This window comes from Synechococcus sp. N26, assembly GCF_900473975.1.
Taxonomy (GTDB): Bacteria; Cyanobacteriota; Cyanobacteriia; order PCC-6307; family Cyanobiaceae; genus Parasynechococcus.
The window spans coordinates 41616-59528 of sequence record NZ_UCNM01000011.1; the positions used below are offsets into that span (position 1 = coordinate 41616).

The window sequence follows — 17913 nt, forward strand, 5'->3', positions numbered from 1 at the left end:
ACCATGCTCCCATGGCAACCGGTATCGACGGCAACGTGCCTGTCGATAAACCGGCGTTGGATCAAAACCTGAAACGGGTCAAACAGCAAGCGCTGCTGCGGCCATGCGGGCGATGTCGCGGGAGGTGAAACCGATTTCACCCAAAGCTTCCTGGTAAGCGATCAGGAAGTCCTCGATCAGGTCTTCCTTCTCCATGTGAAGGACGGCAGCATCAGCTGCCACTTCTTCCAGCATCGAGCGGATGAGGGGAAGGTTGGCTTTGTTGGCCTCGAACAGTTCGTCCTTGCTGGCCTCGAAATTGGCCTTCAGCCATTCCTGGCCGTAGTTGAGGTGGGTGTATTCGTCCTTCACCACACCCTCAGTGATTTTGCGAGCGAAGGGATCGGCCACAGGGATATAGATGTGATAGGCAGAGATGGCGAATGCTTCGATCAGCAGGGCCTGAATCAGCAGGCAGGTGACCACTTTGCCCTCCTTGAGAGCGGCCTGAAAATTGCCGTGAAGGGGTTCGAAAAACTTCTTGGCGAAGGGAAGATCGGCTTCAACCCCGAGGTTGCGCCCGCAGGAGGTGAAGCCCTTCATGTGCTTCATTTCCATCCGCGCCAGACGCTTGAGCTCTTCGGCCTGCTCGGGGATCAGCGTGCCCAGGGAGATGTAGTTGTCATGGGCTTCCTGTTCGCCCTCGATCACGATGGCGTTAATCCGGCTGTAGGCGTCTTTGTAGGCCTCGGTTGTGAAATCAGGCAGTGCGTCCTGGCCCTCCAGCACGGGTGCTTCAGGTGCATTGAGGGTCGTCATAGGACGCAGTCCACCACATTCAGTGGGACTGACAATAACCAGTGCCCCAAGAGTTGGGGACACATGCGTCCAAGGTTCAGGACTTGGGCGTGATGTTGGACGGTTTGGTGAGAAGACTTTGCGTGGGTGGCCAGTCACTGGCCAGAAGGGTTTGAAAGCGCTCCTGCCAGTGCTTGATCAAGCGATCTTGCAGGCAACGTCCCAGATCAGCGGAGGCCTGGCGCGCATCACCGATCACTCCCGTCGCGCTGAGGTCGTCGGTGAGCCAGGCGCAGGGCGCCGCCCCCTCGAGACTCCAGCCCGCTGGAGGATCCTGCGCAGATCCTGGTGCTGGACGGCCATCCACAGGGCGGGCAGATCCAACCAGCTCTGGAGCCATCTGCAGCATCAAGCTGGTTTCGGCTTGGCCGGCATGAAGTCCATGGGCCAACTCCTGCTCAGGCAACAGATCCGCCAGCCCCTCCACGCCACTCCAGAGGAAGCAGGGCAGAACAGCCAACGACGGGCAGCGAGCGCGCAGCTGTCGGGCTGCCACCTGCAGCAAACCGATCTGGCCGCCATGGGCGTTGAACAGAACCAGGCGCTGCACCCCCATCGCCGCCAGCTGCGTGCCCACCTGGTCGACCAGATCCAGAAGCAGAGGAGCTGAAAGGCTGAGGGTGCCGGGAAAGTTCTGGTGCTCAGGCGAAAAGCCGATGGCCTGACACGGCAGTCGCCAAATCGGCAGAGCTGGCTCAAGCCCGCGCAACACGGACTCGAGGATTCCCTCAGCGAAAACAGCGTCCGTCGAAAGCGGCAGTTGGGGGCCGTGTTGCTCACAGGCTCCGAAGGGCCAGATCACCGTTGCACCAGGTTGGCTAGCAGCACAGCTGGCCTCGGGCCAGGTCAGCTGATCAAATCGCTTGCGGAGCTGGTCCATGGCGTTGCACAGGCACGGGGGTGCTGATCCCAACCCAGCCTGTCAAAATGAGCGATCGACAAGCTCAATGGTCCATGCCCGCAGCCGGCAGTCCGCAGCCCAACCGCCCCAAGGCACCCAAGCCGGCAGCGACGAAACCGCTGCAGGTGATGCAGATCAACCGCCGAGAAGAGCAGGAAAAGCTGGCTCGTGAAGCGGCTGAAGCACGGGCAGCAGCAGAGGCTGCGGCGGAAAAGGCACGCATCCTTGAGGAAAGGGCGGGTCTCGCCACCCCGCCGCGACCGGTCCAGCAGGACTCCACCTCGTCTCCAGACACGGATGACGACGCTCTGTTCGACATGGGCGGCATGGAAGGCATGACCATGGCCGACCTGATGGGCGCGCCGGATCAACAACCCAAGAAGGAGCAGCGCAATCAGCCGCGCAGCGTGGACGACTTCGATTTCGATGAAGAAGCCTTCCTCGCCGCCCTGGACGAGAACGCTCCGGTGGGCACCACCGGTGAGGTGATCAAGGGCACGGTGATCGGCATCGAAAGCGATGGCGTGTACGTGGATATCGGCGGCAAAGCCCCCGGCTACATGCCCAAGAGCGAGGCGGGCCTGGGCGTGGTGACCAACTTCCGGGAGCGCTTCCCCAAGGGCCTGGAGGTTGAAGTTCTGGTGACCCGTGAGCAGAACGCTGATGGGATGGTCACGATCAGCCGTCGCGCCCTTGAGCTGCGCAAGAGCTGGGACCGGGTGAAGGAACTGGAGAAACAGGGGAAAGTGGTTCAAGTCATCGTCAATGGCTTCAACCGCGGCGGTGTCACCTGCGATCTCGAAGGGCTGCGCGGCTTCATTCCCCGCTCTCAACTCCAAAACGGTGAAAACCACCAGGAGCTCGTGGGCAAGACCCTGGGCGTGGCCTTCATCGAGGTGAATTCGGAGACGCGCAAGCTGGTGCTGTCCGAAAAACGAGCCGCCGTGGCCGAACGCTTCCAAGATCTGGAAGTGGGCCAATTGGTGGAAGGGCAGGTTGCTGCGGTGAAGCCCTACGGCCTGTTCATCGACCTTGGTGGCATCAGCGGACTGCTGCACCAATCAGCCATCACCAATGGCAGCCTGCGCTCGATCCGTGAGGTGTTCGACCAGGGCGACCGCGTTTCGGCCCTGATCACGGAACTGGACCCGGGCCGCGGACGGATCGGCCTCAACACAGCACTGCTGGAGGGGCCTCCTGGCGAGCTGCTGATCGAAAAAGACAAAGTGATGGCTGAAGCCGCCGATCGAGCCAGCCGCGCCCAGAACACCCTGAAACAGCAGGAGCAATCGGCCGGATGAGCACTGCTGCCCTGACAGCCGCCGAAGACTGGGAACTCGACTTCTACTCCCGACCCATCCTTGAGGCCGATGGCCGCAAGCGTTGGGAACTGCTGATCACCTCCACCCCCGCCGCAACTGGGGATGCAGAGCCATTTCGCTTCGCCAAGGTATGCCCCTCTGGTGAGGTGAACTCGCTCTGGTTGAGCCAAGCCCTGGCTGAAGCCAAACAGGCATCCTCAAGCGGGGGCTGGGGTTCACCCGTGCGCCTGCGCTGCTGGCGCAGTTCGATGCGCACCATGGTGCAGCGCGCCGCAGCCGAACAAGACCTCGAGGTGATTCCAAGTCGCCGCACCTTCGCCCTGCTCGACTGGCTTCAGCAGCGCGAAAGGGAGGTTTATCCCGAGGAGGAGGGCTTCATGGCGGGCCCGCTGGCACCACCGCCGGCGCCTGTTCCAACCCCTCCAGTGCCCCTGCCGGAGGAAGTTCAAGGAGACGCCTGGAGCTGGGCCGCCCTGCCGGCGAGCCTCCTGCTGGAGGCATCGGAATGGCCGATGAGTTTCAGCGGGCTGCTGCCGGTGCCCGATGACATCGATCCCGAAGCCTCTGTGCCGGGTCTGCGCCTGTTCAGCCAGAGCCGCTCCCTCGCCATGGCGGGCTGGTTGGGGGGTCTGGAACCGGTGCGGATGATCGTTGAAGACCGTCAGCTGGTGCTGGAGGCTGGTCAGGATGACCGCTGGTTGGTGAGCGACCTGGAGCCAGGCGTCGCAGCTGAAATCTCCGAGGCCCTGGCCACTTCGCAGCAGCAGGTGCGGGGCCTGCAATTCATCGCCATCCAGTCCAGCCCCGAAGAACAGACCTTCGGCGGCTTCTGGATGCTGCGGGACATCCCCATGGCCTGATTGCAGGGCTGATGAAAGACGGGCCGTTTGATCGACCAGACAGCCGCTTCAACACGTTGAAGGGCTGGACCTGGATCGGTTGTTACGGGGGCTATTACCTCCAGAGCGATCTGCTGCATGGGCAGGGTTTCGAGCACGGCTTCTTCACCCGGCTCTGGCACGGCCGTGGTCCTGATGAACTGGCGGGGTACGTCAGCGCCGGCATCAGCGTCCACAGGCCCCAGCAGATCCACAGTGGGATCGTGCTGAACGCCAGCGACGCCCCTCAGGATCCCTGGCCTGAGGCCGATGGCCTGGTGAGTGATCGCGGGGGCCAGAGCCTCTGGGTGTGCGGTGCCGACTGCACACCGGTTCTGATCGCAGATCCCGGCACCGGGCATGCCGCGGCCTGTCATGCCGGTTGGCGGGGGGTGGCGGCTGGAATCCTGATCACGGCCCTGGATCGGTTGGTGGAACGGGGGGCCCGGCGGGAGGATCTGGTGGTTGCCCTGGGCCCGGCCGTCAGCGGCCCCTGCTACCAGGTGGGCGATGAGGTGGTGAAGGCCGTCAGCGCCGCGGTCCCCAACAAGGCTTGCCTATCCGATGCAGGGGCCCTGCTGCCGGATGAGCAACCGGGGCGGCATCGCCTTGACATTCGAACCGCCGCCAGAGTGCAGCTCCAGGGCGCAGGAATCCCCAGCGAACGGATCGCCCACTGCCCGCTTTGCACCGTCAGTGAGCCCGAGCTATTCCATTCCTGGCGACGGGATCAGGTGAAAGCCGTTCAGTGGAGCGGAATCGTGGCGCAAGCCCCCGTCTGCAGCTGAAACTCAAACAGGCTTGCTCCCCAGGATCTGAATGACCAAGGCTTCAGCAGCCCGAATGCCATCGATTCCGGCCGAGAGGATGCCGCCGGCATAGCCCGCCCCTTCACCCGCGGGCACCAGCCCCTTCACATTGAGCGATTCCAACGCTTCATCCCTGGGAATCCGCACGGGCGATGACGTGCGGGTTTCCACGCCGGTGAGCACCGCATCGGGGTGGTCATACCCCTTCAGCTTGCGGGCAAAGGCCGGCAACGCCTCCCGCAAGGCCTCAACGATGGCAGCAGGAAGCAGGTCATCCAGATCGGCGGGATGCACACCCGGCTGATACGACGCGGCGATGCCACCCAGACGGGTGGAGGGACGGGCCGCCAGGAAATCCTCCAACCGCTGCGCCGGTGCGGCGTAACTGCTCCCTCCAAGCCTGAAGGCGCGCTCCTCCAGCTCCCGCTGCAGAGCAATCCCCGCCAGCGGATCCCCGGGGAAGCGTTCAAACGGTGCCAGGTCATCGGCGTCCAGAGCCACAACCAAACCGCTGTTGGCGTTGCGCTCGTTGCGGGAGTGCTGGCTCATGCCATTGGTCACCACCCGGCCTTCCTCCGAGGTGGCACCCACCACAAATCCTCCGGGACACATGCAGAAGCTGTAGACGCAGCGGCCGTTTTCAGCATGGTGAACCAGCTTGTACTCGGCGGCCCCGAGACGCGGATGGCCCGCCGCCTCTCCCCAGCGGGCTGCGTCAATCAGATGCTGCGGATGCTCAATCCGCACACCCACGGAAAACGGTTTGCGCTGCAGCTGCACACCGATCTGCTCCAGCATTTCGAAGCAGTCGCGCGCGGAATGACCGGGAGCCAGCACCAGATGGCGGCAGGGAATCTCCGTTCCATCGGCCAGCACCACCCCATCGAGTTGATGCGGCTTCCCAGCGCTGCTGTCGCTGAGCTGAAGGCGTGTCACGCGACTGTTGAAACGCACCTCACCGCCGAGGGCTTCAATCCGTGCCCGCAGGCCACGCACCACGGTGGCGAGCTTGAAAGTGCCGATGTGGGGGCGGTGCAATGTGAGGATCTGCTCGCTGGCACCACAGGCCACCAGCTCCTCCAGCACCTTGCGGCCGTAGTGCTCGGGATCGCTCACCTGGCTGTAGAGCTTGCCGTCGGAGAAGGTGCCGGCTCCGCCCTCACCGAATTGGGCATTGGATTCCGGGTTGAAGGGGCTGGTGCCCCGCCAGAAGCCAAAGGTGTCAGCGGTGCGTTGCTTCACGGCCTGACCCCGTTCCAGCAACAGCGGTCGGAACCCCATCTGTGCCAACAGCAGAGCCGCGAAATAACCGCAGGGGCCTGCACCCACCACCACAGGCCGATCGGCCGCATCCAAGGGGAAGCCATCGGGGGCATGACCCACAGACCGATAGCGGGTGTCTGGAGCCAGACGCACCCGGCCTTTGTTGCCGATGCGCCGTAACAGGGCGGCTTCACCCTTCACCTTCACATCCACGCTGTAAATCAGCTGAATCCGCTCGCGACGCCGCGCATCAACACTGCGCTTCACCAGGGTCTGACCCAGAAGACGATCCGGCGGAATCCTCAAACGCTTGAGCACCGCCTCCTGCAGCGCTTCCTCCCCATGGTCGAGGGGCAGCTTCAGTTCACTCAGGCGCAGCATCTCGAGGTCGTGTCCCCAGACCTCATTCGATCAGACCGGCCATGGCCTGGCCCGATGGTGCCAAGCCAGCACGAAAGCGGGAATCACTGGACACCGCCTTCAGACGCAGACGCTCCCCGCGGCGACGCTGATCAAAGGCCTGGCAAATCGGAACGACCTCCTTCTGATCAGGGTCCAACCAACCCATCGCATCGATGCCCCCGTCAGCGGACAAAGGCAAGGGTGCTGCAACCCAAGCTGTTGCCAGGGCACCGCGGGCGCGTCCTGCAGGTCTTCCGCCTCGGTGAGCCAATCCAGTTCGGCGCCTGCGGTGCACCACCGCCGAAGCGCCCCTGCTGCTGCTCAGCCCGCAGCTCTCGGGAGAGGGGACCGTTCGGAGCATCAGCCACCACAACGGTGGGCACCCAAGACCAGGCCATGTCGTCCTTGAACCGTTGCAGACGCCCGTTGTTGCTGGGATCCACCCGCTGGACCGGCTGTGCTTCGTAGCTCTCAACAATGCCGCCAGCGGCCTTGAACCGCTCCACAAAGGCCGTGGAGCTGGTGGACTCAAGGGCAGAAGGGTCTTCGACCACCATCGCCCGTCCCCAGCCGGCCTCCATCGCAGCCGCCACCATCGCCTTGAGATCCTCCTGGCGGTAAGGAACCAGCGGCCAGAGCCGTTCACGGCCTTCCAGCCCGCACAGGGTGTCGAGCGACTGTCCACGCTGATAGGGGAGCAGAATGGTGAGATCCCGCTCGTCAGCGAAGGCGGCAAAGGCCCGCAAATCCGCAGACGAGGGAGCCACCAGCAGCTTGAGCCCCGTCGAGGGCATCAGCTGCGGATCGGGCGCATCGCCGGAGTTGGTCCCATGCCAGGCAACCTGCGGGAAGGGCTCACCACAGGCCTCCACCGAAGCCTGGCCCAAAAGAAAGCCCTGGAGGAAGTTGTGCCGCAATTCAGCATCGCGGTGCCCCATCGGCAGCAGCACCGCCAGCCTTGGGCGGCTGACGCCACTGGCCACGATCGACTGGCAGCCGATGAGCGTTGCTGCAACAACACACCACGACAGCCAAGGCCAACGTCGCCACTCAGGCTTCGACATGGGATCGGAGGGAAGCAACCCGATCCCCGCAAACTAGGGAGAGGGGTCGGACTCGTCCGGTTTTGTCACAGAGGATTCAGGCCCACCGTCTGAGCCACCACCCAACTGGGACAACCAACCCGCCAACAGCAACCCAGCACCGATGCCGATGGCCAGGGTGCGGTTTTCAGCTGCGGCGCCCTGCCCCCAGGCCGCTGTGGCCAGAAAGGCACCCCCCAGCAGCAGACAGGGCACCAAGACAATGCCCCGGGCAATGCGGTTATCAGCCATCGCCCCCACAGCTGTTGCTGGCCAAACCCGCGGCAATCAGGCCGGTGCTGAGGTCACGCTCAGCACCGATCGGGGTCACCCGGGCCATCAGCTGCCCCTCGCTGGAGCCGACGGGCCGCAGATTGACCTTGCGACGGCGCGGCAGTTCCTGACGCAGCCATGCGGTGGCCTCGGCCTCCTGGCTTGCATCAACGGCGGAACAGGCCAGAGCAACGGTGTAGGTGCGGTTGTGATCTCCCACCTGCAGCAGGGAACTGCTGCGCACCTGAAGCACCTCTGCGGCCTGCACCGGTACGGCCCAAAGCAGCAGCAGAACGCCGATTAAGACAAGACGAATCAAGAGGTCGGGGCGTTTAGAACCGGCATGGGAGCCGGAAGGCCCACCATTTCAGCATTGCTTTTGCCCGGGGGAACCATCGGATAGCAGTTCTCACCACGACGCACGTGGATGTCGATCAACATCGGGCCGGGGGCCTTGAGCGCCGCATCGAGATCACGCTTCAACGAGTCCCGCTCGCGGATGTGCACGCCGTCCACACCGAAGGAGCGGGCGAGAGCAACGAAGTCCGGCATGCCATTGAGCATGTCGGAGGCGGAATAACGCTCCTCGTAGAAGCTCTCCTGCCACTGACGCACCATGCCCTGCCAGTGGTTGTTGACTATCACCACCTTCACCGGAAGGCCGTAGGCCGCCAGGGTTCCCAACTCCTGAATGTTCATCAGGATGCTGGCGTCACCCGCGATGCACACCACCTGACGATCGGGGCACGCCACCTTGGCGCCCATGGCGGCCGGCATGCCGAAGCCCATGGTGCCAAGACCGGCACTGCTGATCCAGCCCCGGGGCCCATTGCGCAGGTACTGGGCCGCCCACATCTGATGCTGGCCCACGTCAGTGGTGACGATGGCATTCGGTGCCAGCTCGCGAACGGCCAGCAGCACCTCCTGGGGGAAGAGGGGGCCTTCGGTGGGAGGCACGGTGAGGGGATAGGTCTGTTTCCACTCGGCGATGCGGGCCAACCAAGGAGAAGTGCGGGGTTGCACCTGCTGCTGCAGGCTCAGCTCCACCAGGCGCGCCACGCTCAGGCCCAGATCACCCAGCACCGCCACATCGGGGCGACGGGTCTTGCCGATTTCGGCCGGGTCAATCTCAAAGTGGATCACCCTGGCCCGGGGGGCGAAGGTGTCGAGCTTTCCGGTCACCCGATCGTCAAAACGGGCGCCAACAGCAATCAGCAGATCGCATTCGGTGACGGCGAAGTTGGCATAGGCCGTGCCGTGCATGCCGAGCATGCCCACCGAGAGAGGGTCGTTTTCATCGAAGGCACCCTTCCCCATCAAGGTGGTGGTGACAGGGATCTGATAGCGCTCAGCGATCACCCGGAGGCTGTCGTGAGCACCGGCTGAGATCGCACCACCGCCCACATAGAGCAGCGGACGCTCCGCCTCGGCGATCAGATCAAGCGCCGACAGGATCGGTTCATCCCGGGGGGGCTGAGGCTTGCGGAAGCCTTTGGGAACAATCGATCCGGGCTCAACCGGCACGTAATCGAACATCTCCTGGCCAACATCCTTCGGGATGTCGATCAGCACGGGGCCCGGACGACCACTGGCTGCAATCAGGAAGGCCTGGGCAACGATGGAGGCGAGATCAGCCGGATCGCGCACCACCCAGGAATGTTTCACGATCGGCAGGGTGATGCCGAAGATGTCGGTCTCCTGGAATGCATCGGTGCCAATCGCCGGACGCGGCACCTGACCGGTGATCACCACCATGGGCACCGAGTCCATCTGGGCGGTGGCGATGCCGGTCACCAGGTTGGTGGCACCCGGCCCAGACGTGCCGAAGCAAACGCCCACCTTGCCGGTGGCACGCGCATAGGCATCGGCCGCGTGGGTGCCGGCCTGCTCATGCCGCACCAGGATGTGCCTCACCCAACCCTCGCTCTCGGCGATGTGGAGTGCGTCGTAGATCGGGAGAATCGCGCCGCCGGGGTAGCCGAAAATCGTGTCGACGCCATGGCGCCGCAACGCATCCATCAGGGCTGTCGCCCCAGACATTCTCTGGCCACCGTGACCGGCCTGCTGCCCAGTGACGGCCGAAGACGCTGAGGTGAGAGTCACAGAGGCGACGGGTCAATGACCCCCAAGGTTAAGGGCCCGCAGCTCCCCTGGCTTGGTCAGAGCAGGCCGAGGGCGTGCAGCGGCCCTTGACCACTGATCAGCTCGAGCAAAAAGGCTGAAAAACCAACCATGGCCAGACGGCCGTTCCAGACCTCGGAACTGTTGTTCCAACCCCATTCCCACTTCTCCTGGGGATAGAGCTTCACCTTGTTGGGCAGCTCCGCCGCCGCATCGAGACTCACCTCAGGGCCCTGCAGGCTGGTGGCCACGAGATCCGCCAATCCCTCGATGAAGGGGGCATAGGTGTCGAGAGCACGCACCCGACGGAAGTTCACCACACCGGCTTCGGTGGCCAACTCCCTGTATTCGATGTCGATTTCCTCAAGCGTCTCGATGTGTTCGCTGACGAAGCTGATCGGCACCACCACCAGATCGTTGGTCTTGGCTTGACCCAATTCCTCAAGGGCCTCCTCGGTGTAGGGCTTGAGCCACTCCACCGGACCCACACGGCTTTGGTAGGCCAGGGTGAAGGGGTTCTCGTGGCCCATCTGAACGGCCAACTCCTTCATGATCAGACCGGTGCAGGTTTCGATCTCCTTTTGATAGGGGTCGCCCGCCTCTTCGACGTAGCTCTTCGGCACACCGTGGGCACTGAAGAAGACGTGGGCTTTCGTGGGGTCGTCGCTGTTGCGGACCTCTGCCGCGATCAGCTCGGCCATGGCCTTCACATAGCCCGGGTGGTCAAACCAACTGCGGATGCAGCGAATCGGCAACTTCTCAAAGGCCGGATCTGCCTGACGCAGGCGCTGCAGCTCACGGAAACTGGATCCACTGGTGCTGATCGAGAAATGGGGGTAAAGGGGAAGCACCACCACCTCATCCATGCCATCTGCCTTGATGTCCGCCACAGCGGATTCGGTGAACGGATGCCAGTAGCGCATGGCCACGTAGCTGGTGGCATTGATGCCGCGCTGACGCAGCAAGCTCTGGAGTTCACGGGCCTGCTGCTCGGTGATGCGCCGTAGCGGTGATCCGCCACCGATGGAGCGATAGGCCTCCTGCGACTTGCCACTGCGCAGGGTGCTGATCAACCAAGCCAGCGGCTTCTGCAGCGCCGGACTGGGAAGCCGAATGATCTCCGGATCGGCGAACAGGTTGTAGAGAAACGGGCCAACGTCCTGGATCCGCTCCGGGCCACCCAGGTTCAGCAGGACGACACCGACGCGAGACATACCAACCAGAACGGTTTTCGGGGGTTGAGCGTAGCCGCCACGGACGCGATCCTTGGTTCCACCGACACATTTATGGAGCTCAAAAGTGCGCTGGAGACCGCCAATGCGCAGCTGGCGGCACAGGGGTCAGGCCTGCGCATCGAACAGCGGGGTCGGCGGCTGAACCTGCGCGGGTCTCTGCCGTTGCGCGGGGATCCAAGCCGGAACGGCCTGCAACGGATCAGCCTGGGGCTGATGGCCGATGCAGCCGGACTGAATCAGGCCCTCAGCACCGCTGCCCTGGTGCAGTTGCAACTGGAGCAGCGCAGTTTTGATTGGACGCTCTGGTCGGCCTCCACCTCTGCCGCCACGGCCAGAGGGCGTTCGATCGGGATCCAGGCCGCCATCGAGGGCTTCGAAGCAGCCTTTTTTGCAGACCCGCGCCGACGCCGTTCCCCGGCGAGCAGTCGCACCACCTGGACCAGTGCCTATTTGCCCTACCTCCGGCGACTGGCGCGTCAGTGCAGTGATCAGCCGCTGGAGCCAGCTCTGCTGATGCAGACGCTGACCAGTTACGAGGACGGCAGCCGCAGCCGGCAGCAATGCGCCACAGCCCTGGCCGCCCTGGCCCGGCATCTGGAGCTGCCCTTGCCGGAGGACTGGCGCCAGGAGGCCGGCGGCTATGGCCTGCACCGAGCCCGGTTCCGCCAGCTGCCCACCGATCCACAGATCCTCGAGGCCGCAGGCCGCATCCCCAATCCACAGTGGCGCCTGGCCTTTGCCCTGATGGCCACCTACGGCCTGCGCAACCACGAGGTGTTTTTCTGCGATTGCTCCTCCCTTGCACCGGGCGGAGATCAGGTGCTGCGGGTGCTGCCCACCACCAAAACCGGTGAGCACCAGAGCTGGCCGTTCCACCCCGACTGGGTCGAGCACTTCGGGTTGCAGGAGCTGGCGGAAAATCCGGCCGCTCTGCCAGCCATCCAGACCGATCTGCGGCGCACCACCCTGCAGCAGGTGGGACGGCGGGTGAGTGAGCAGTTCCGCCGCTACGACCTGCCGATCACCCCCTACGACCTGCGCCACGCCTGGGCGGTGCGCACCATCCATGTCGGCCTGCCGGACACCGTCGCGGCCAGGATGATGGGCCACTCGGTGACGATCCACACCCGCACCTATCACCACTGGATCACCCGGCGTGATCAGCAGCAGGCGGTGGATGCAGCCCTAGCCCGGCAACCGGCCTGACAACACCCTGTCTGCTTGTTTTCACTTCAACGATGACCTCATTTCTGAGGCCGCTGGCCTACCGCTACCGCTGGATTTACGACACGGTCACGGCGGTGTCGTCGCTGAGTGTTGGCGGGGTGGAGCGCCTGCGGGGCCTCGGGCTCGAGGCGGTGCAGCCCCATCTCAAGCCCGGCGCGTCGGTGCTGGATCTCTGCTGCGGCAGTGGCGAAGCAGCGGCCCCCTGGCTGGCGGCGGGATACGCAGTGACGGGGCTCGATGTCTCCCCCCGGGCCCTGGATTTGGCCGCCCAACGTCACCCCAAGCTGAAACGGGTGGAAGGGCTGGCCGAAGATCCGCCCCTGGCCGATGCCAGCTTCAGCGCCATCCAGCTGAGCGTCGCCCTGCACGAATTCCCCCGCAGCGATCGGGAACGGGTGCTGCGCAGTGCCCTGCGGCTGCTGGAACCGGGCGGCTGGTTGGTGCTTGTGGATCTGCATCCGGCCGGACCTTGGCTGAAGCTTCCCCAGCAACTGTTTTGTGCCCTGTTTGAAACCGACACCGCCACCGCCATGCTGGAGGACAACCTCCCCACCGAGCTGGAGCAACTCGGGTTCAGCAGCGTGAGCCAGGAACTGCTGGCGGGTCGGGCCCTGCAACGCATCACGGCCACTAGGCCTCGATAGAACCAACACCTCCTCTCCCCATGAGCACCAACGACCTCGATCAATCCGCCGCGGAACTGGGCATGGGGGGCAAGCTCGCCCCAGAAACCGACGATGCCGGTTACCGCAAACGGATGGAGCGGCGCCAGCAGGTGCAGAAGCAACGGGTGGAGGAACGAAACAAGGAGAAAGGGCTGGTGCTGGTGTTCACCGGCCAGGGCAAGGGAAAAACCACCGCCGGGCTTGGGCTGGTCCTGCGCACCCTTGGCCATGGCGAGCGGGTGGCGATTGTTCAGTTCATCAAGGGGGGCTGGGAGCCTGGCGAAGCACGGGCACTGCAGGCCTTCGGTGAGCAGGTGAACTGGCATGCCCTGGGGGAAGGCTTCACCTGGGAAACCCAGAACCGAGAGCGGGATCAGCAACTGGTGGAGGCGGCCTGGCAGAAGGCCCTGGGCTATCTGCGCGATGCCAGCGTGAAATTGGTGCTGCTCGACGAGCTGAACGTGGCCTTGAAACTGGGCTACATCGAGGCCGGTGCGGTGATCGCCGGATTGAACGAGCGACCGGAGCTCACCCACGTTGCGGTGACCGGCCGTGGTGCACCAGCCGAGCTTGTGGAGCGGGCCGATCTGGTGACGGAGATGACCCTGGTGCATCACCCCTTCCGCGAACAGGGGGTGAAGGCCCAGGCGGGCATCGAGTTTTAAGGGTGGAACCAGCCGGTCTCAGGCCGCTTCAGCCGCCTCGAGATCATCCTGAAGATGACGGGTGGCCGCGGTGAGCACCGAAAGCCCACTCACCAAAAGAGCGCGATGCACCACCGGTTCACGCCAACAGTCGGGATCCTGACTGGCCCGTTCCAGGGCTGAAAGCGTGAGACGGGCCATCACACCGCTTTGGGTGGCATCGGTCTCTGGCATCAAACAGCCGCGGTTTCCCCATCCAAGCGGCGATCAGAGGCTTGTGCCAGTGCTTGCTACTGTCGAAAGGATCTGGACCGTAGATGACCTACACACGCGTCCTGCTGAAACTCAGCGGCGAAGCTCTGATGGGATCTCAGGGCTATGGCATCGACCCAGCCATTGTTCAGTCGATTGCCTCCGATGTGGCCAAGGTGGTGGCCAATGGCACCCAGCTGGCGATCGTCGTGGGCGGCGGCAACATCTTCCGCGGGCTGAAGGGGTCTGCAGCGGGCATGGAGAGAGCCACAGCTGACTACGTCGGCATGTTGGCCACGGTGATGAACGCCATCACCCTCCAGGACGGGCTTGAGAGGGCTGGTGTTCCCACCCGAGTGCAGACCGCCATCGCCATGCAGGAAGTGGCGGAGCCATATATCCGTCGCAAAGCGATCCGGCATCTGGAGAAAAACCGGGTGGTGGTGTTCGGTGCCGGTTGCGGCAACCCGTTCTTCACCACCGACACCACCGCTGCCCTGCGGGCCGCCGAAATCAATGCCGATGTGGTGTTCAAAGCCACCAAGGTGGATGGGGTTTACGACAAAGACCCGGCCAAGCACGCCGACGCGGTGAAGCACGCGCAGCTCAGTTATCAAGACGTGCTAAGCGGCGAGCTGGGCGTGATGGACAGCACCGCCATCGCCCTTTGCAAAGACAACAACATCCCGATTGTTGTCTTCAACCTGTTTGAACCTGGCAACATCGGCAGAGCCGTGGCCGGGGAACCGATCGGGTCCCGCATCGGCGATCCCTCTTAAACAACGCCAACCCAGTTCGCACGCCTCCTCCCTCAGCAACCATGTCGACCCAGGACCTCGAAGCCAGCATGCGCAAGTCGGTGGAGGCCACCCAGCGCAACTTCAACACGATCCGTACCGGCCGGGCCAATTCCTCCCTGCTGGATCGCATCAGCGTGGAGTACTACGGTGCTGACACGCCGCTGAAGTCGCTGGCCACTCTGTCGACCCCGGACTCCCAGACCATCCAGATCCAACCGTTCGACATCAGCGCCCTGGCCTCGATCGAGAAGGCCATCGCCATGAGTGAGTTGGGCTTCACCCCCAACAACGACGGCAAGATCATCCGCATCAACGTGCCGCCCCTCACCGAGGAGCGCCGCAAAGAGTTCTGCAAGCTGGCCTCGAAGTACGCCGAAGAAGGCAAGGTAGCCCTGCGCAACCTGCGCCGCGACGCGATCGACAAGATCAAGAAGCAGGAAAAAGAAGGCGAGTTCTCCGAAGACCAGAGCCGCGATGAGCAAGACAGCATTCAGAAAACGCTCGACAAGTTCATCGCCGAACTGGAACAGCACCTGGCCACCAAGGAGGCCGACATCCTCAAGGTGTGAGCAACGAATCAGATCGGACCCACGACGTCCTGATCGTCGGGTCCGGGGCCGCTGGCGGTGCCGCGGCAGTACATCTCGCTTTAGCAGGCCATGACGTTCTGACGCTGGAGCGCGACGCCGAGCCGCGGATCAAACCCTGTGGAGGAGGCATGGCGGCCTCAGTTCAGCAGTGGTTCCCCTTTTCATTGGAGCCAGCGGTGGAGCAGGTGATCGATCAGGTGGATTTCAGTTGGTGCCTAGAGGATCCGGTGGTGGCCGAGTTGCCAGGGGATGCACCGTTCTGGATCGTGCGCCGCGAAACCCTGGATCAACTGCTTTCGGATCAGGCCATTCAGGCTGGGGGAAAACGCCTTTCAGGCATTGAGGTCAATGACATCCGGCGCCATGGAGACGTCTGGCACGTCACTGCAACCGACGGACGCCATTGGCAGGGGCGGGCCGTGGTGATCGCCGATGGTTCGGGATCTCCTTGGCCCCAACGGCTCGGCCTGGGGGCCAAACAGCCCCAGATGGCCACCACCATGTCGGTGCGACTCGAGGGTAAAGGCAAACTCAGCGATGGCACCACACGCTTTGAATTTGGCCTGGTGAAACAGGGCTTCGCCTGGGCCTTTCCCCTCGCCGGTGGTGTGAACATCGGTGTGGGCAGCTTCATCGGCAAGCAGGATGCCGACCCGGAGCAGGTGCTGGCTCAGCTGTTGCCGGATCTGGGCTTCGCCGCCGATGCAGGCATCCGTCAGCGCGGCCAACTGCGGGTATGGAACGGCCATCACCGTCTTGATGGCGACGGCATTGTGGTGGTGGGGGATGCGGCATCGCTGTGCGATCCCTTTTTGGCGGAAGGGCTGCGCCCCGCCCTGATGAGTGGCTGCGAGGCGGCCCGATATCTAAGCCCATGGCTCAAGGGCGACAGCAAGGATCTGCGGGGCTACAGCCGCAGCATGCGGGAGCGCTGGGGTGAGTCGATGGCCTGGGGCCGGCGCATTGCCCAGGTGTTTTATCGCTTCCCCGGTGTGGGGTACCAGCTGGGGATCAAGCGGCCTACCGCACCACGGCGCATTGCGCAGATTCTCTCCGGGGAAATGGGCTATGGCGACATCGCCCAACGGGTGATCAAACGGCTGCTGCTGCAGCGCAACTAAAGACCGAGACTGAGCTGCTGGCTGCCATTGTCGGGCTGCTGTGGTTTGCGCCGGCGGCGAGCCGTTGTTGGCTTCAACCCCGCCTTACGTGAACCATGCTTGCGCTGAATCGCATCGGCATGGCGATCAAAACCGGCTGATCGGCGAATCTCCCAGATGCGATCTTTGGCATCCTGCATCGATGCGGTGACATCAACGATCGGTGCTGGCATGCCACCACCCAGCATCCAGGGCTCATGGATATGAATCGTGGGCACATCCTTGAGTTCAGGGCACCACTGACGGATGAACAGCCCCTGGGGGTCGTGGTCCATGCCCTGCTTGATCGGGTTATAGATCCGAATCGTGTTGATCGAGGTGCTGCCCGACTGCATCTGGCACTGGCTCCAGTGAATCCCCGGTTCGTAATCGACAAACTGACGGGCCAGATGCAGGCCACTGTCTCTCCAGGGCAGCCAGAGGTTGTAGCTGGCAAAAGACATCAACATCGCCCGCATGCGGAAGTTGATCCAGCCATGGACCCGCAAGGCGCGCATGCAGGCATCCACAAAGGGAACGCCGGTGCGACCTTCGCTCCAGGCCGTCAAGCGCTTGGCGTCAGCTGCACGAATACCGCGCATGAACGGATGGAAATCGCTGAATTCAATCGCCGGCTGATCCTCCAGCTTCTGAATGAAATGGCAGTGCCAGTGCAGCCGTGATTCAAAGCTGCTGACGCCGCGGCCGCGGTGGGTGCGGCTGGTCTGCAGCACTTCCCGCATCGAGAGACAACCCCAGGTGAGATAAGCCGACAGGCGCGAACAACCGGTGAACGCGGTGTTGGGGCTCGACATCGACCGTTGATAGCTCTGGGAACGGTGCTGCAGAAAGTCGTTCAACTCCCCCAGGCCGATCGAACGCCCACCGATCTGACGCTGCGGACACGCATCCGAAAGCAGCTCTGAACAGGGGCGCTCCGGGATCACTCCAGGATCAATGTCCTCCAGCGATTGCAATGCAGCCGGCACGGGTTTGATGGGCTCCGTCATCTGAACCTCCCAGCGTTTGGCCCAGCCATTGCGGCTGCGCATCCGGCGCGTCACCCCGAACTGCGGGATTTCCGTCCAGGCGATGCCGTGCCGACGGGCCCAGGCACCAACGCGTTTGTCGCGCTGATACGCCCAGCCGTTGCCGGTTTCCTCATGGCTCCACAGCCCATCGATGCCGAACTGACGCCGGGCCCGTTCCAGCACCTGCACCACATCCCCAGCGCGCACCACCAGGGGTTGGCCCCGATCAGCTAGGGCCTGGCGCAACTCCAGCAGCGACTCCCGGCAAAACATCCACTGCCTCTCGGAGGCATCGGGCTGCTGCCACAACTCCGGCTCCACCACATACAGCGGCAGCACCAGACCCCGCTCCACAGCAGCTGCCAAGGGCCGGTGATCAACGATGCGCAGATCACGCTTGAACCAGACGACCTGCAGCGCTGCCATTCACTGCAATGAAGGG

20 protein-coding genes are annotated in these 17913 nt (G+C 63.6%); 9 read left to right on the forward strand and 11 right to left on the reverse strand.

Going from position 1 to position 17913, the window contains the following annotated elements:
- Positions 1-78 precede the first annotated feature (78 nt).
- Both DXY33_RS10620 and DXY33_RS10625 read right to left on the reverse strand, forming a co-directional pair.
- Entirely contained in the window at positions 79-798 is a 720-nt protein-coding gene (locus tag DXY33_RS10620) for an aldehyde oxygenase (deformylating) (RefSeq protein ID WP_115132859.1), read from the reverse strand.
- A gap of 76 nt (positions 799-874) precedes the next feature.
- Positions 875-1717 carry a creatininase family protein gene (locus DXY33_RS10625; RefSeq protein ID WP_115132860.1) on the reverse strand — a complete coding sequence of 281 codons (843 nt, stop codon included), beginning with the start codon at positions 1715-1717 and terminating at the stop codon, positions 875-877.
- Positions 1718-1791: 74 nt separating this feature from the next.
- Between DXY33_RS10625 and DXY33_RS10630 the strand changes: the two genes are divergently transcribed.
- Genes DXY33_RS10630 through pgeF form a run of 3 tightly spaced genes read left to right on the forward strand, consistent with a single transcriptional unit; the run spans position 1792 to position 4726 of the window.
- Positions 1792-3039 (forward strand): S1 RNA-binding domain-containing protein, encoded by a 1248-nt coding sequence (locus DXY33_RS10630; RefSeq protein WP_115132944.1) that lies wholly within the window; start codon positions 1792-1794, stop codon positions 3037-3039.
- The gene (locus DXY33_RS10635; protein WP_115132861.1) at positions 3036-3920 is read left to right on the forward strand and encodes a Tab2 family RNA-binding protein; all 885 of its coding nucleotides are present in this window, start codon (positions 3036-3038) and stop codon (positions 3918-3920) included. Before DXY33_RS10630 ends, DXY33_RS10635 begins: the two co-directional genes overlap by 4 nt.
- 11 nt (positions 3921-3931) lie before the next feature.
- Complete coding sequence (pgeF, locus tag DXY33_RS10640) at positions 3932-4726, forward strand: peptidoglycan editing factor PgeF (RefSeq protein ID WP_115132862.1); 795 nt, start codon at positions 3932-3934, stop codon at positions 4724-4726.
- A 3-nt stretch (positions 4727-4729) separates the two neighbouring features.
- On the opposite strand, the gene DXY33_RS10645 is transcribed toward pgeF, so the two are convergent.
- The 7 genes from DXY33_RS10645 to hemH are packed head-to-tail and all read right to left on the reverse strand — an operon-like array spanning position 4730 to position 11102.
- Positions 4730-6391 (reverse strand): NAD(P)/FAD-dependent oxidoreductase, encoded by a 1662-nt coding sequence (locus tag DXY33_RS10645; RefSeq protein ID WP_115132863.1) that lies wholly within the window; start codon positions 6389-6391, stop codon positions 4730-4732.
- A 22-nt stretch (positions 6392-6413) separates the two neighbouring features.
- Positions 6414-6605 carry a hypothetical protein gene (locus DXY33_RS10650; RefSeq protein ID WP_115132864.1) on the reverse strand — a complete coding sequence of 64 codons (192 nt, stop codon included), beginning with the start codon at positions 6603-6605 and terminating at the stop codon, positions 6414-6416.
- Complete coding sequence (locus DXY33_RS10655) at positions 6595-7476, reverse strand: amino acid ABC transporter substrate-binding protein (protein ID WP_136975459.1); 882 nt, start codon at positions 7474-7476, stop codon at positions 6595-6597. The genes DXY33_RS10650 and DXY33_RS10655 overlap by 11 nt, the downstream gene beginning before the upstream one ends.
- Before the next feature lie 33 nt (positions 7477-7509).
- Positions 7510-7746 carry a GIVxVP protein gene (locus DXY33_RS10660; RefSeq protein ID WP_114988532.1) on the reverse strand — a complete coding sequence of 79 codons (237 nt, stop codon included), beginning with the start codon at positions 7744-7746 and terminating at the stop codon, positions 7510-7512.
- A complete protein-coding gene (locus DXY33_RS10665; RefSeq protein ID WP_115008683.1) occupies positions 7739-8086 on the reverse strand; it encodes a nuclease in 348 nt (115 codons plus the stop codon). The genes DXY33_RS10660 and DXY33_RS10665 overlap by 8 nt, the downstream gene beginning before the upstream one ends.
- Positions 8083-9870, reverse strand: coding sequence for a biosynthetic-type acetolactate synthase large subunit (ilvB, locus tag DXY33_RS10670; protein ID WP_115132866.1), 1788 nt, complete (start codon positions 9868-9870; stop codon positions 8083-8085). Before ilvB ends, DXY33_RS10665 begins: the two co-directional genes overlap by 4 nt.
- Positions 9871-9926: 56 nt before the next feature.
- On the reverse strand, positions 9927-11102 hold the full coding sequence (gene hemH, locus DXY33_RS10675) for a ferrochelatase (protein WP_115132867.1): 1176 nt from the start codon (positions 11100-11102) through the stop codon (positions 9927-9929).
- A 72-nt stretch (positions 11103-11174) separates the two neighbouring features.
- Between hemH and DXY33_RS10680 the strand changes: the two genes are divergently transcribed.
- The 3 genes from DXY33_RS10680 to cobO are packed head-to-tail and all read left to right on the forward strand — an operon-like array spanning position 11175 to position 13680.
- On the forward strand, positions 11175-12329 hold the full coding sequence (locus DXY33_RS10680) for a site-specific integrase (protein WP_115132868.1): 1155 nt from the start codon (positions 11175-11177) through the stop codon (positions 12327-12329).
- A 32-nt stretch (positions 12330-12361) separates the two neighbouring features.
- Positions 12362-12994, forward strand: coding sequence for a class I SAM-dependent methyltransferase (locus DXY33_RS10685; RefSeq protein ID WP_115132869.1), 633 nt, complete (start codon positions 12362-12364; stop codon positions 12992-12994).
- A gap of 20 nt (positions 12995-13014) precedes the next feature.
- Positions 13015-13680, forward strand: coding sequence for a cob(I)yrinic acid a,c-diamide adenosyltransferase (cobO, locus tag DXY33_RS10690; RefSeq protein WP_115132870.1), 666 nt, complete (start codon positions 13015-13017; stop codon positions 13678-13680).
- A gap of 18 nt (positions 13681-13698) precedes the next feature.
- Here the strand turns inward: cobO and DXY33_RS10695 are convergent, their stop codons facing one another.
- Positions 13699-13893 (reverse strand): hypothetical protein, encoded by a 195-nt coding sequence (locus DXY33_RS10695; protein WP_114988539.1) that lies wholly within the window; start codon positions 13891-13893, stop codon positions 13699-13701.
- An 83-nt stretch (positions 13894-13976) separates the two neighbouring features.
- Between DXY33_RS10695 and pyrH the strand changes: the two genes are divergently transcribed.
- The 3 genes from pyrH to DXY33_RS10710 are packed head-to-tail and all read left to right on the forward strand — an operon-like array spanning position 13977 to position 16422.
- The gene (pyrH, locus tag DXY33_RS10700; RefSeq protein ID WP_115008677.1) at positions 13977-14690 is read left to right on the forward strand and encodes a UMP kinase; all 714 of its coding nucleotides are present in this window, start codon (positions 13977-13979) and stop codon (positions 14688-14690) included.
- A 41-nt stretch (positions 14691-14731) separates the two neighbouring features.
- On the forward strand, positions 14732-15280 hold the full coding sequence (gene frr, locus DXY33_RS10705) for a ribosome recycling factor (RefSeq protein WP_115132871.1): 549 nt from the start codon (positions 14732-14734) through the stop codon (positions 15278-15280).
- Positions 15277-16422 carry a geranylgeranyl reductase family protein gene (locus DXY33_RS10710; RefSeq protein ID WP_115132872.1) on the forward strand — a complete coding sequence of 382 codons (1146 nt, stop codon included), beginning with the start codon at positions 15277-15279 and terminating at the stop codon, positions 16420-16422. The genes frr and DXY33_RS10710 overlap by 4 nt, the downstream gene beginning before the upstream one ends.
- Here the strand turns inward: DXY33_RS10710 and DXY33_RS10715 are convergent.
- On the reverse strand, positions 16419-17897 hold the full coding sequence (locus DXY33_RS10715; RefSeq protein ID WP_115132873.1) for a deoxyribodipyrimidine photo-lyase: 1479 nt from the start codon (positions 17895-17897) through the stop codon (positions 16419-16421). The two genes, DXY33_RS10710 and DXY33_RS10715, sit on opposite strands and share 4 nt — an antisense overlap.
- Positions 17898-17913 lie beyond the last annotated feature (16 nt).

Excerpts from the sequence above, each read along its gene's own strand:
- DXY33_RS10655 (WP_136975459.1), bottom strand. The coding sequence starts at position 7,476 with ATGTCGAAGCCTGAGTGGCGACGTTGGCCTTGGCTGTCGTGGTGTGTT.
- cobO (WP_115132870.1), top strand. The coding sequence starts at position 13,015 with ATGAGCACCAACGACCTCGATCAATCCGCCGCGGAACTGGGCATGGGG.
- DXY33_RS10680 (WP_115132868.1), top strand. The coding sequence starts at position 11,175 with ATGGAGCTCAAAAGTGCGCTGGAGACCGCCAATGCGCAGCTGGCGGCA.
- DXY33_RS10695 (WP_114988539.1), bottom strand. The coding sequence starts at position 13,893 with ATGCCAGAGACCGATGCCACCCAAAGCGGTGTGATGGCCCGTCTCACG.
- DXY33_RS10630 (WP_115132944.1), top strand. The coding sequence starts at position 1,792 with ATGCCCGCAGCCGGCAGTCCGCAGCCCAACCGCCCCAAGGCACCCAAG.
- DXY33_RS10625 (WP_115132860.1), bottom strand. The coding sequence starts at position 1,717 with ATGGACCAGCTCCGCAAGCGATTTGATCAGCTGACCTGGCCCGAGGCC.
- DXY33_RS10685 (WP_115132869.1), top strand. The coding sequence starts at position 12,362 with ATGACCTCATTTCTGAGGCCGCTGGCCTACCGCTACCGCTGGATTTAC.
- DXY33_RS10635 (WP_115132861.1), top strand. The coding sequence starts at position 3,036 with ATGAGCACTGCTGCCCTGACAGCCGCCGAAGACTGGGAACTCGACTTC.
- pgeF (WP_115132862.1), top strand. The coding sequence starts at position 3,932 with ATGAAAGACGGGCCGTTTGATCGACCAGACAGCCGCTTCAACACGTTG.
- DXY33_RS10660 (WP_114988532.1), bottom strand. The coding sequence starts at position 7,746 with ATGGCTGATAACCGCATTGCCCGGGGCATTGTCTTGGTGCCCTGTCTG.
- hemH (WP_115132867.1), bottom strand. The coding sequence starts at position 11,102 with ATGTCTCGCGTCGGTGTCGTCCTGCTGAACCTGGGTGGCCCGGAGCGG.
- DXY33_RS10620 (WP_115132859.1), bottom strand. The coding sequence starts at position 798 with ATGACGACCCTCAATGCACCTGAAGCACCCGTGCTGGAGGGCCAGGAC.
- frr (WP_115132871.1), top strand. The coding sequence starts at position 14,732 with ATGTCGACCCAGGACCTCGAAGCCAGCATGCGCAAGTCGGTGGAGGCC.
- pyrH (WP_115008677.1), top strand. The coding sequence starts at position 13,977 with ATGACCTACACACGCGTCCTGCTGAAACTCAGCGGCGAAGCTCTGATG.
- DXY33_RS10645 (WP_115132863.1), bottom strand. The coding sequence starts at position 6,391 with ATGCTGCGCCTGAGTGAACTGAAGCTGCCCCTCGACCATGGGGAGGAA.
- DXY33_RS10715 (WP_115132873.1), bottom strand. The coding sequence starts at position 17,897 with ATGGCAGCGCTGCAGGTCGTCTGGTTCAAGCGTGATCTGCGCATCGTT.